The sequence below is a fragment of the Flavobacterium sp. genome, from assembly GCF_031363805.1.
Taxonomy (GTDB): Bacteria; Bacteroidota; Bacteroidia; order Flavobacteriales; family Flavobacteriaceae; genus Flavobacterium.
On record NZ_JANLVD010000052.1, the window covers coordinates 38,646 to 51,917 of the forward strand.

The following is a 13,272-nucleotide window of genomic DNA, read 5'->3' on the forward strand; positions in this document are numbered from 1 at the left end:
TGAAACTTTGAAACTTTGAAACTTTGAAACTTTGAAACTTTATAACTTTGAAACTTTGAAACTTTATAACTTTGTCACTCTAAATCTTTGAAACTAAATTCTTAATATCCTGTTCTTTGCTTTTTGGATAAATTAATAAAATTCCATCTTTATCCACAATTATATAATCATTCAATCCATCAATAATAATGAGTTTATCAGCATCGGAACTTATTATATTGTTGGAGGCATTTTCCAAAATAACTTTAGCATTGACAACGGCATTATTATTTTCGTCTTTTTCCAATTTTTCATGAAGCGAACCCCAAGTTCCAAGGTCGTTCCAATCGAATGTAGCAGGAAGTACATAGACATTTTTGGATTTTTCCATGACGGCGTAATCAATAGAAATATTATCAGCCAAACCATAATTATTTTCTATAAATGCTGCTTCTTTGGATGTATTATAACTTTCAATTCCTTTTTGAAATAAGACATTCATGGCAGGTTGAAATTTTTCAAAAGCTTCGGTGATTGACTTGACACTCCAAATAAAAATACCACCATTCCAAAGAAAATTGCCAGAATCGATAAAGGATTTTGCCGTTTTGTAATCAGGTTTTTCTCTAAATTGAAATACTTTTTTGATGTTGTTATTGTCGGTTTTGTCATATTCAATATATCCGAAACCTGTATTTGGAAAAGTAGGTTTGATGCCCAGTGTTAAGAGTACACTTTCTTTTGCAGAAAAATCAAAACATTCAATCAAATTTCTAGAAAAAGCATCTTCATTTTCAATCCAATGATCGCTGGGCGCCACAACCATTACCGCATTAGGATTCATTTTCTGAATTTTTAAAGACGCATACAATATACATGGAGCTGTATTTCGCATGGCAGGTTCCAACAAAATTTGCTCTTGCTTTACTTGTGGCAATTGCTCTAAAACTAGATGATTGTAGTTCTGATTGGTTAAAATAAGAATATTTTCGACTGGAATAACTTTTGAAAGTCTGCTGAAAGTTTTTTGGATTAGCGTTTCGCCAGAACCCAACATATCATGAAATTGCTTCGGAAAATCTGCGGTACTTACTGGCCAAAATCTTGATCCAACGCCACCAGCCATTAATATTGCATAATAATTTTTGTTCATCTCTAGATATTCTAATTTTATTACTTTTAAGAATGCTACAAAAATACTAAATGATTTATTGAATACTGATAATTTTTTTTTACATAATTACAATATTAAAAAAAACGAGATATAAAATTTAACATAATTATGCAAGATTATTTAACGAAGTTTATTTTTTGAGTTTGATTTAACTATGAATTAAAATTATTTGAGGATCCATTAAAGTTAATAACAGAGAAGTAATATTCTCAGTATAAACATAACCTACAACCAGATATCTTGAACTAAAAAAATTAAAATGAAAACTCACACCACTTATATTAAAATGATGTGAGAATTATATACTCTTAGTTATTTAAATCTAAAACTATATTTTTACAAACTTAAAAGTCTGTCCTTTTATTTTTAACAGATAAACTCCAAAAGGAAGCATACTCAAATCAATACTTGAATTTACATTTGATAATTCAGTTTCCAGAATTCTTCTTCCGTTAAAATCATGAACAGACGCATTTGAAATAGTTGAAACTCCTGAAACATAAATTTTATCAGTAACTGGATTAGGATAAATTTTAAATTTCAAAGACTCATTATCAATATCTGCAACGCTTAAGGCTGTACTTACAGAAATTCGTACACCATCGGTATTATTATACTCAACAGCATTCCAAACCTTTCCTCCAGTAAGTATTGGTAAATTGACTGTTGCAAATGTGCCTGAAAGATTTCTTCCTTCGCGCAAAATTGTAAAAACTGCGCCTGTATTAGGTTCAAATCCATTTAATAATGAAACGTTTAATGTTCCGTTTAGAGTCGCGTCTCTATTTACAATCACTTGATCATAATTATCGCCAGCCACATTTCCAGCTAACTGTATATTTAAAGAACCACTTACGGTTTGAACGTAACTTGTAAAAAAGCTATCTAACTTATATAAACCTGTTGCATCATTTGTATTTCCTGGAGATAAAATACTTCCATTTGTAAAACTGCCAGAGTGTACTGTATTTATGCCGCTTAGCCTTCCGAAATTATTTATTGTTGCTCCAAAGTTATTATTTAGAGTTCCATTATTTTCTAATTCGCCAACACCACCTATAAATATCGAAGTATTATTATCTATAGTTCCTCCATTAATAACTTTTCCGCCACGTATCGAGAAATCAGACGAATTATTCTCAATACTACTATTATTAGAAACTACAACAATACCTGTATCTTGGTTAGTAAATATACTACTGCTAATCGCCATATTAAGTTTAGAAGAATCTTGTAAACTTATATTCTTATTATTATTCAAATTGCCAGAATTAATAATTGCAGCACCAAAACTTGTAACAGTTATTTGTCCACTATTATCGATTCTTCCAGTCGATTCATTACTGAAAGTTTTTGAATTTAACAAAACTCCGTTTACGTCATTAAAAAAAACACCTCTATTAATAACGTTTCCGTTAGCAATTTCAAACATACCGTTGTTGTAAATAGAATTATTCACAGTAGATTTATTTTCGAATGTACCACTTAATACTTTCAATATTCCATAATTACTTACAGCTCCAGTACCATCGTTTATAATAGAAGACGATAAACTATTTATACTTATTAATCCTCCAAATATTACAATCCTTCCAGTATTAGTTAGTTGTGTACTGTTTGTAATTACTAATTCAGATGTACCATTAGTTACTATCCTACCGCCAACAGCAACAGTTATTGTTGCTCGACTAAAATTGATGTTTTTATTATTTACTAATCCACCAAATATATTTATTTCTGAATTATCGCCATTTGCAGAACTAAAACTCGAAATTGCACCATTATTAGTAATAATAGTTGGTTGATCAACAGTTACTTTTCCATAAATTTCAACAATTTCGTTGGCATCAACTGTTGTGCCTGGATAATTGCCTAGACTCCAGTTTGCTGTATTTGTCCAATCACCAATGCCATTGAAAGTAAATGTAGTTTGCGAAAAAGTTTTAGATGCTGTTAAAACGAGCATTAATAATAATAATTTGTATTTCATTTTGTTTTATTTAGATTAATTATAATTTTGTTTTAAATTTATTCTTTTATAATTTTAAAGTTTCCAATGCCATTTTCTGTTGAAACTTTTAACACATATATGCCTTTTGAAAGTGAAGAAATGTCAATTACGTTTTTGTTTTCTGACATTTGTTTTTTTAATAAAAATCGACCATTAATATCATAAACTTCAATTTCTTTTAATCCATCAACTTCTACGTTTACCATATCTTGAGCAGGATTTGGATAAATTTTTGTGTTGCTTAAAAAAGCAAAATCATAATTAGATAAAGTACTTGAATTTATTCGTGCAATACGATTTCTTCCAGTGCCATTATAAGATGTAAAATCTCCACCAATTATTATGTTGTTATCAGATTGAACCGTTAATGTTTTAATCCCATCTGCGGAAGTACCAGGATTGAAAGTATTGTCCAAACTTCCATTTGCATTTAATCTAGCCAATTTTTTTATTGAAATTCCATTAAAAGATGTGAAACTACCACTGATAATAATTCTTCCATCGGTTTGTTTGGCAGCATATTGAATATTAGAAACGAATGGAGAGTTGCTTGGTCCATTTCCAGGATTAAAACTAGTGTCTAAAGTACCATTAGAATTTAATCGAGCAATGTTTTTTCTGTTAATTTGATTGAAATTATCAAAAGCCCCACTAGCAATAATTTTGCCATCAGCTTGCAAAAGAAGAGAATAAACTATATTGTTTAAACCTGTTCCAACGTTAAAAGTAGTATCTAAAATACCATCAGTGTTCAGACGTGCAATTCTATTTACCCCAATTCCGTTAAAAGAAGTAAATTCCCCACCTATTATTACTTTACCATCAGCTTGTATTACAATTGCTGTGATAGAGCTATTCGGACCAGTACCTACGTTAAAACTACTATCTAAGCTGCCATCAGTATTTAAGCGTGCAATTCTATTGGATGCAATACCGTTATAAAAAGTAAAAAAGCCTCCAATTAAAATTTTACCATCGGTTTGTAAACCCATTGAAAATATCCCATTATTAGTTGCTGTTCCTGTATTAAAAGTAGTATCTAAAGTTCCATCTGTATTCAATCTTGCAATTTTTTTTATCGGAATTCCGTTATAAGATGAAAAATCTCCTGCAATTATAAATTTACCATTAGAGAGTTCATCTATAAAACTTACAGAATTATCAGGACCTGTTCCTGTAACAAAAGTAGCATCTACACCACCATCAACATTTAATCTTGCAAATTTGTTAATCGGCTCTCCATTATACGATGTAAAATCCCCTCCAATTATAATCTTTCCACTTGATTCTAAAAATGTTTTTCTAATGGTAGATTCAGATCCTAAACCAGGATTAAAACTAGAATCTGAATCGCCATTTATCTCCAATCTATTAATCCCAAACTTATTTTTTCCGTTATAAGTAGTGAAACTGCCTACAATTATAATTTTCCCGTCTGATTGTACAGTTGTACTACTAACATTATTATTTGTTCCCAATCCTGGATCAAAAAAAAGATCTAAAGTACCATCTAAATTCAAACGAGCAATACCTTTTCTAGCAATACCATTGTACGAATTTAGAAGTCCTGTAATAATTATTTTTCCGTCTTGTTGTATGGATACAAATGAAATTGCGGTAGTAATTGTACCATTTGAAGGGCCAGAATTAATATTAAAGGCGGTATCTAAAGTTCCGTTTGTATTTAATTTTGCAATATAATTTCTTACGATTCCATTGTAAGAAGTAAAAGCTCCGCCAATAATTATTTTTCCGTCAGATTGTATATCTACACAATAAATACTGCTATTTGTTGCAGTTCCTTGAGTAAAAGTTGTATCTAATGTTCCATCAATATTCAACCTTGCAATATAATTTTTTGAAATGCCATTATATGAAGTAAAATTTCCTCCAATTATAATCTTACTATCCGATTGAATTTTTATTGCAAAAATAAAATTATTTGCACCCAGTCCTGGATCAAAAGTAGCGTCTAAACTACCGTCGGAATTTATACGTACTATTCTATTTCTTGCAATGCCGTTATATGATGTAAAACTTCCAACTAAAATAATCTTTCCATCTGGCAATAGCACTAATGAATTAACATTGTTATTTGCTCCTAATCCTGGATTAAAAGTTGTGTCTAAACTACCGTCTGAATTTAATCTTGTAATATAATTTCTGTTTATTCCGTTATAAGCGGTAAAAAAGCCCCCAACAATAATTTTCCCATCTGGTTGAATTACAATTGCATTCAAATTTGGGGTAGTTAAACCTTTACTAAAACCCGAACCTAAAGCAAAAGTAGTATCCAAAGTTCCATCGGTATTCAATCTAGCAATATAACCCTTTTGAGTTAAATTATATGCTGTAAACAGTCCCCCAATAATGATTTTGCCATCTGCTTGAATAGCTGTTGTGCTTATGATTGCATTTGCGCCAAATCCAGAATTAAATCCAAAATCATTTGCATTGAAAGAGGTGTCAATGCTGCCATCTTGCGCATTTACAAGAGAAGAAAAAATGGCAAGTAGTAATAATAATGTTTTTTTCATTTTGAATTATTTAAATTAATTTTATTTTTTGTCTTAGAATTTATTCTTTTATAATTTTAAAGTTTCCAATACCATTTTCAGTTGAAACTTTTAAAACATATATTCCATTTGAAAGTGAAGAAATATCGATTGCGTTTTTGTTATCTGATATTTGTTTTTTGATTAAAAAGCGACCATTAATATCATAAACTTCCACTTCATTTAATCCATCAACTTCTACATTCACAATATTTTGAGCAGGATTTGGATAAATTTTTGTGTTTAATGTTACAAAATTTTCATTCCCTAAAGCTGCACAGGTTGAATTGAAACTGTCGCCAGATATTACCCAGCTTTTTTGAGTAATTAATGTGTTTCTAGCAGCTTGAGCTGTAGTTGAACTGTAAACTCTGCCAGAGGCTCCAAAAGTAATATTATTTGGTGTGTTTACATTATTGCGAAAACCTATTAAAGTGCTATCATAATTTACACAATCAATGCCACTATTTGTTAACATATTTGCCATATTTGGTATGGCAATTAAGTTCCAGTTTCCTAGACTTTGATTAAATGCAGAAGCGCCAGCAAACATAAACGACATGTTGGTTACTTTTATAGTATTCCAAGTACTTATATTTTGATTAAATGCAGAAGCACTGAAAAAAGTTCCATTCATATTGGTCACATTTCCTGTGTTCCAAGAACCAATATTTTGATTAAATGCAGAGGCACTTTCAAACATAGACTTAATAGTGGTTACATTGGCAGTATTCCAAGAACCAATATTTTGATTAAAAGCTGTTGCTCCTAAAAACATAGAATCCATGTTTATCACCTTTATGGTATTCCAAGTTCCTATGTTTTGGTTAAAAACAGCTGCATTATTAAATGTTTTATTCATATTTGTAACATTACCGGTATTCCAACCGCCAATATTTTGGTTGAATGCGGATGCACCACTAAACATTAATTGCATGGCAGTGACTTTAATCGTATTCCAAGAACTTATATTCTGATTAAATGCAGTTGCGCTAGCAAACATACCTGCCAAGCTAGTTACATTTGCAGTATTCCATAAATTTAAATTTTGATTGAAAGCAATTGCCAATGTAAACATGCTAGTCATATTGGTAACTTTAATTGTATTCCAACCACCTATGTTTTGGTTAAATATCTTAGCGTTATAAAACATATTAGACATATTGACCACATTACCAGTATTCCAAGAGCCTATGCTTTGATTAAATCCAATAGCATTGTAAAACATTGCATTCATATCTATAACTAGAATTGTATTCCAATTTCCAATATTTTGATTAAAAACTGTTGCATTATAAAACATAAATGCCATATTGGTAACGTTGGCAGTAATCCAAGCACCTATATTCTGGTTGAAGGCAAGAGCATTAAAAAACATTGAATCCATCCTTGTTACGCTACTCGTATTCCAAGCGCCTATATTTTGATTAAATAAAGTTGCTCCCTGAAACATACTTGACATATCTGTTACAGTACTTGTATTCCAATTATTTAAATTAGAATTGTAAATTAAGGATGTACAACCATTAAACATACCGCTCAAATTAACGATACTACTCAAATTAGGCACATCCGTTGCTGTGATATCCAAATTCTTGCAGTTTAAAAATGCGCCTGTTAAATTGGACCAGACATTTGTTCCCCATTGTGTTACTCTTATAATTTTTTCATTGTCACCAAAACTTGCTGGGCTAAATGATAGACCAGCATTTGTTGCTGTAACTTTAACTAGATAAGTTGCATTCGTTGCAACAGGATTACTAGGCACCCCAAAATCTACAACAACATTGGTGTTTTGATTTAATATATTACCACTGTGTGCTGGATAACCTACCTCTTCCCAAACAACACTGTAGTTTGCTCCAAAAACTGGCAGACTAATTTGTGTACTTGTTGTTCCAGTTGCTGGTTTCGAAGGATTTGAAGGTTTCCAAATAGAAATAAATTCATTTTGTGCAAAAGTAAAAAGTGTGCACAATAACATAATAAAGGTAATTTTTGTTTTCATAAGATTATTTGTGAATATTAAATTAAATTTTTTGATTGCAAATAACTATTGTAATATTTTTAACGAATCGGATCATGTGTTTGTTTAAGACGCTTAAGAGATTTGAATTTGTCTTTTGTATTGAATCGTTGTTTCAGTGCAATCTTAGGATCGAGATTGTCAAAATGTTTTTAGGGATTTCTTAAATAGGTAATTATTTTGACCAAATTTTCGCTAGATGAAGTATATGCATATTGTAGAAAACCAATAAATAGTATTATAAATAGTAAATTTTTCTTCATACAGAATTATTAAAATAAAAGTGCAAATATACTATTTTTCTTAACATATTGTGTGTAAGTTTAAAAAAAATTATTCACATTTGAAATTGAATTTTAGACCTTGATAATATGGAAATTTTTAATCTTAATTGGAATTGATCTTACAAAAAGGTTCATAATACGATTTATAGTACTTTTACCACCATGCATACTAACGCGCCAGTTATAAAATCAGGGATGATTATGTTTATGCCATAAAAATAATCGAGATGTAAAATTTTACATCTCGATTTAAAATAGATTTAACTAATTCTTAATTTGCTGGATCAGCTGGTGTATTAGTATTGTTAATTCTTTCAGAAATTGGATAAGGATACCAGTTGCGATTTCTTTCTGCTCCAGTAACTCCGGCTGCAGGACGGCTGAATCTTCTACTATCTTCCAATTTAAGTCCTGACATATACAATTCAATACAACGATTTCTGTATATTTCAGTCAATATATCTGCTTGTGTGATTGATCCTGAATATGGTGGCAGATTGGCCATGATTGTTTTTTTCTTTTCAGGAATAATACCAAGATTGTTATCAATGATTCTGGTTCAAAATCCAGAAAACGCATCGGAAGAAATCAATCTTCAAAATTATTTGTATAAATTTTGGATAGTTCCAAATTTTGAAAATCCAATGAATGCATCTTTGGCTGGCGCAGTCATATATGTAACCATTTGGTCTTTTATTCTGTGGATTTTTTATAGAAATAAACTTATTTTCAAAGTTTAACTTGGCAATAATTCGACTTCGGCATTTGGATTGAATAAATAGGTTCTACCAGAACTAATTTCCAAACATTCAAAGCGTTTTGATCTTATCGCAATTTTTTTGAAAATTTTCCCATTATGAATGCGAAACACACTTCCGTATGGAATTTCGAATACATAATTTTTATCATTTTCAGGATCGAATTGTTTTAAAGCCAATGATAATGTGGCATCGGTATCGCTACTCGCTTTTGGATTTCTGAAATGTCTGGCTAATAATGGCAACAATTGATTGGGGAATATTTCAGGTCTAATAAAAGGCACCATCAATCGTTGGAAAGTTATTTTCCATTCATCGCCATGTGGTTTTATATTTCTGCCATATTTTTCGAAAGCCACCAAATGTGAAATTTCATGAATTAATGTAATTAGAAATCGGTATTTATTCAGACTGGTATTCACCGTGATTTCATGTTTTCCAGAAACTCCTTTTCTATAATCGCCATGACGAGTGACTCTTTCATTCACGATTTTAAGATGCACTTGATGGAGTTTGATAAGCTCGAAACAAATGTCTACTGAATGTTCTGGTATGTATTTTTCTAAAACAGTTCTCATTATCAGCTATTAATTTCTTTTTTTTCTTCTAATAATGATTTTGCAGTTAGAGCCGAAACTACCTTTTTGCCAGTTTTGGCTTCGAGTTCTTTTAGTGCTACTCTGGCGACATTGCCGCCTTGCGCCGCCACTGATTTGTTGTCCTGAAAAGTTTTTGGATTTACTGCTTGAGAAATATCTTTTGTAGATGCCTCGGCAAGCATGTTTAGAATAAGCTCAGTGTTGGTCATGTTATCTCGAAGGTTTTCTTTTTTTAGTCCTTTCAATATTTTATATTCTTTAGTAGTCTTTCCTGACCAGGCTTTAGAAATAATATCTGTAAGAGTAGCGAATTGTTGTCCTTCTTTCATTCCTTTACTTTTCCATTCGTTTGTCAATTCTTTTCGAATCTCGATACTTTTCAACCGTTGATTGATCCAACTTTCTGAATAACCCAATTGTAAATATTGTGCTAAAGCTCTGTCGATTGTGATTTCTGGGTCTTGTAATTCATCCAATCGTTCTGATGCTATTTGTGCCAACCAAAGTTTAAATGGCTCTGCTTTTGGAGAAGGAATTGATTGAATAAGTCGGAAAAGTTGTTCGGTATCAGCTACATCGGTTTTATAAAATTTACCATCAGAAGATTGCATTTTCAGTTGTCCGATATTTTCGGACAACTGACTTCCTTCTTTTGCTAACTTGGCTTTTAAATCACTCCAATATTTTCTTGATCTGTCTGTTTCTGTCAAAACTTCTATTACATCAATAATAGATATAAACCATTTTTCCTGTTCTGTGTCCCAAACAGTTCTTACTTTTTTGTTTTCAAATAATTGAATGGCATTTTCTTGTTTCATATGGCGTAAAATTTAATTTAAAATTATGGAGTAGAAGAACTTACTTGCAAAACTTTGCCGTTGTAATATTTATTTCCTGTCAATGCAAAATCAAAAATATAATCTGCCATTTCCTTTGGCGATAATGGTGCTTCATAGCCAGGGAAAGCTTCTTGCAACATTTCGGTATTTACAGATCCAAGTGCCAAAACATTGAAAGCAATGCCTTGTTCTTTATACTCTTCAGCTAACAATTCTGATAAAGTAATAACTGCACCTTTACTTGAACTATAAGCAGAAAGTCCTGCAAATTTGACGCTTCCTTGAATCCCACCCATAGAACTTATAGTAACTATATGACTGCCTTTTTGTAAATAAGGCAAACATATGCGAGTTAAATTTGCTACTCCAAAAACGTTGACTTTGTATATATTTTCAAATTCTTTCGAAGTAATTTCTCCAAAAGGTTTCAATAGTAATGAACCCGCGTTATGAATAATAATATCTACTTTTTTCCATATGGATGAAAGAAATTGTGAAACAACTTCTAAGTCATTATCTAAAGCTAAATCTACTGAAACACAGGTGATATTTTGATTCTCAATTAAAGCTTGTGGTGTTTTTCTAGAAATAGCGAGTACTTGATGTCCAGCTTGGGCAAATTGCAAAGCCAATTCATAACCAATACCGCGAGAAGTTCCTGTAATTATAATATTTTTCATAAATAGATGCTAGTTAATTTTTAGAAGAGAATGTTGTCTTCATTATTGTTTGTGGTTTTGAACTATGAAATTTCATTAATTCATTTTAATTTCTCTAGTAGCAGAATTTGCCATTTGTTCTACGACAGGCAATATATTTTGGATAAACGAAGTCATGTGTTGGATATTCATCAATACAAATTCATCTTTCACATCGTGGTAATAATTGAAGTTTTCAAAGTCGAAAGTACATACTGTTTGCGATGGTACTTTAAATTCATTATAAAAAGAATAATTATCTGACCTTGAAAACAATTGATATTGCAATTCTTGTGGTAAATATCCAATAAATTTTCTACCTGCATAGTCATTCATTTTGGTTGCCATATTCGATTTTGAGAAACCAGTAAGATAAGCAGTATAATCTTTGGTCATAGGCACACCAATCATTTCAAAATTGAGCATCGTGTATAAATTAAAGCCATTCGTCTTTAATTTTTTTGCCAAATGTTTGGAACCCAATAATCCTTTTTCTTCCGCAGAGAAAAATACAACTAGTATGCTTCGTTTATTGGATTTGGATTCACTAAAATACTTTGCAATTTCTGCAACAGCAGTAACGCCAGAAGCATCATCATTGGCGCCATTATTTATTTTGTCGTCTCCATCAGATGTTAATCCTAAATGGTCATAATGACCACCCAAAACCAGAAACTCTTTTTTTAATATAGGATCGTTGCCTTCAATATAACCTACAATATTAAAAGTTGGTTTATCAAAATTTGATAATTTATCTCTGTAAGTTTCAAAATAGGGCTTTACATTATTATTTTTAAGAAATTCTTCTAAAAAAACTGCCGCTTTTTCAATACCTGGCTCACCAGCTTCTCTGCCTTCAAATGCATCAGATGAGAGTGTTTTTAAGGTTTCGGCGACGTTTTTTTCCTCAACCTTATAATTAAAAGCATTACCAATTTTTTGAATAAAATTTTCAAGAGGCGCAGTGTTGTTTAGAAATTTCTTAGTAGTACCACATCCAAAAAGAAGAATCGAAAAAAGAAGGACTATATTTTTCATATTTAAATTTATTATGCTAAAATAAAAATTCTATTGTTAAGAAATGATGTTTTTGAAATGATTTGTTTATTCCTGAAAAATTATAAAATCTTCTCCATTTTAATGTTGGCTCTTTCGTAAACACCAGATTCTAATTCTATTTCCAAAAAGCCGTATTTGCGATACAAATGTATGGCCGACTCCAATTTTGTATTAGAATACAATATGCATTTCTCAACATTTTTTTCTTTTAAAGTGTTCAAACAGTGCTCTAATAAAAGTGTACCAATTTTGTAACCTTGAACATGACCTGCCACGGCCATTTTTCCCAATTCGAAAACTTGATTATTTTTCTTAATTAGCGAAGCCGTTCCCACTATTTCATTATTGAGTTTGGCATAAAATATCATTCCACCTTTGTCAATGATTTCTTCTTTTGGGTTTGAAAGCGATATTTCATCTCTTTTTTCAACTCGGAAATATTTATTGAGCCATTCATAATTAAGAATTTTAATATGATCTTTTAAATCATTTGTAAAATCGATGATTTCGACTTTGTCTTTATTTATATTTTCCAAAATAAAAGTTTTATTGTTGTTGAGGTTTCAAAACTTAATCAAATATAAATCACTTAACCCAGTAATCATACATTTATTTAAATTGTATGTATACAAAATGATTCTACAATAAATATTTTTCTTAATCTTTAAAATTGAGTAATTTTATAAAAAAAACTAAAAATGTTAAAAAATATTTTTTTAGAAATTGCAAACAATTCCGATATTTCTGGAATACTTGAACTACAAGAGTTGTATTTAGTTTCAAATTTAAACGATGAAGAAAAACAAGCTGGATTTGTAACCACACCATTTACAATCGATTTATTGAAAGAGGTTATTGCTGATGAAGGAATTTTTATTGCGAAATCAAACAACAAGATAATTGGTTACGCCTTTGCAGCGAGTTGGGCATTTTTTTCTCAATGGCCAATTTTCGAATATATGATTTCGATGTTTCCAAGATATAAATTTCGAGATTTTGAAATGAATACCATTTCTAGTTTTCAATATGGTCCAGTTTGCATTCACAAAGATTTTCGCGGTCAAGGATTAATCAAAGACTTATTCGAATTTATGCGAATTCACACCGTGAAAAAATATCCAATAGCGGTGACATTTATCAATAAAATTAATATTCCATCTACAAAAGCACATGTAGAAAAACTAAAATGGGAAATAATTGATGAATTTTCTTTTAATAACAATGATTACATTGTTTTGGCTTATGATATGAAAATTGCCACTGAATAATTACCAAAAAAAATCTCATTCT

At 30.7% G+C, this 13,272-nt stretch carries 12 protein-coding genes; 2 read left to right on the forward strand and 10 right to left on the reverse strand.

Annotation, left to right across the window (positions count from 1 at the left end; all coding sequences use genetic code 11):
• Nucleotides 1-79: 79 nt before the first annotated feature.
• From RMN92_RS03065 to RMN92_RS03085, 5 genes are all read right to left on the reverse strand, one after another.
• Entirely contained in the window at nt 80-1,132 is a 1,053-nt protein-coding gene (locus RMN92_RS03065) for a mannose-1-phosphate guanylyltransferase (RefSeq protein WP_309607994.1), read from the reverse strand.
• Nucleotides 1,133-1,481: 349 nt separating this feature from the next.
• Entirely contained in the window at nt 1,482-3,143 is a 1,662-nt protein-coding gene (locus tag RMN92_RS03070) for a T9SS type A sorting domain-containing protein (RefSeq protein ID WP_309607995.1), read from the reverse strand.
• 38 nt (nt 3,144-3,181) lie between these two features.
• Nucleotides 3,182-5,701 carry a T9SS type A sorting domain-containing protein gene (locus RMN92_RS03075; RefSeq protein WP_309607996.1) on the reverse strand — a complete coding sequence of 840 codons (2,520 nt, stop codon included), beginning with the start codon at nt 5,699-5,701 and terminating at the stop codon, nt 3,182-3,184.
• A 40-nt stretch (nt 5,702-5,741) separates the two neighbouring features.
• Nucleotides 5,742-7,727: a BspA family leucine-rich repeat surface protein gene (locus RMN92_RS03080; protein ID WP_309607997.1), complete on the reverse strand. Its 1,986-nt coding sequence runs from the start codon at nt 7,725-7,727 to the stop codon at nt 5,742-5,744.
• Nucleotides 7,728-8,300: 573 nt separating this feature from the next.
• A complete protein-coding gene (locus RMN92_RS03085; protein WP_309607998.1) occupies nt 8,301-8,486 on the reverse strand; it encodes a hypothetical protein in 186 nt (61 codons plus the stop codon).
• Between the two features lie 13 nt (nt 8,487-8,499).
• Between RMN92_RS03085 and RMN92_RS03090 the strand changes: the two genes are divergently transcribed.
• Nucleotides 8,500-8,769 (forward strand): hypothetical protein, encoded by a 270-nt coding sequence (locus RMN92_RS03090; RefSeq protein ID WP_309607999.1) that lies wholly within the window; start codon nt 8,500-8,502, stop codon nt 8,767-8,769.
• On the opposite strand, the gene RMN92_RS03095 is transcribed toward RMN92_RS03090, so the two are convergent.
• From RMN92_RS03095 to RMN92_RS03115, 5 genes are all read right to left on the reverse strand, one after another.
• Nucleotides 8,766-9,365: a SprT-like domain-containing protein gene (locus RMN92_RS03095; RefSeq protein ID WP_309608000.1), complete on the reverse strand. Its 600-nt coding sequence runs from the start codon at nt 9,363-9,365 to the stop codon at nt 8,766-8,768. The genes RMN92_RS03090 and RMN92_RS03095 overlap by 4 nt on opposite strands.
• Before the next feature lie 2 nt (nt 9,366-9,367).
• The gene (locus tag RMN92_RS03100) at nt 9,368-10,204 is read right to left on the reverse strand and encodes a Bro-N domain-containing protein (protein ID WP_309608001.1); all 837 of its coding nucleotides are present in this window, start codon (nt 10,202-10,204) and stop codon (nt 9,368-9,370) included.
• A 23-nt stretch (nt 10,205-10,227) separates the two neighbouring features.
• Complete coding sequence (locus tag RMN92_RS03105; protein WP_309608002.1) at nt 10,228-10,905, reverse strand: SDR family oxidoreductase; 678 nt, start codon at nt 10,903-10,905, stop codon at nt 10,228-10,230.
• A 75-nt stretch (nt 10,906-10,980) separates the two neighbouring features.
• Entirely contained in the window at nt 10,981-11,961 is a 981-nt protein-coding gene (locus RMN92_RS03110) for a M20/M25/M40 family metallo-hydrolase (RefSeq protein WP_309608003.1), read from the reverse strand.
• An 80-nt stretch (nt 11,962-12,041) separates the two neighbouring features.
• The gene (locus RMN92_RS03115) at nt 12,042-12,518 is read right to left on the reverse strand and encodes a GNAT family N-acetyltransferase (protein ID WP_309608004.1); all 477 of its coding nucleotides are present in this window, start codon (nt 12,516-12,518) and stop codon (nt 12,042-12,044) included.
• A 162-nt stretch (nt 12,519-12,680) separates the two neighbouring features.
• Between RMN92_RS03115 and RMN92_RS03120 the strand changes: the two genes are divergently transcribed.
• Entirely contained in the window at nt 12,681-13,250 is a 570-nt protein-coding gene (locus RMN92_RS03120; protein WP_309608005.1) for a GNAT family acetyltransferase, read from the forward strand.
• The last annotated feature ends 22 nt before the right edge of the window (nt 13,251-13,272 follow it).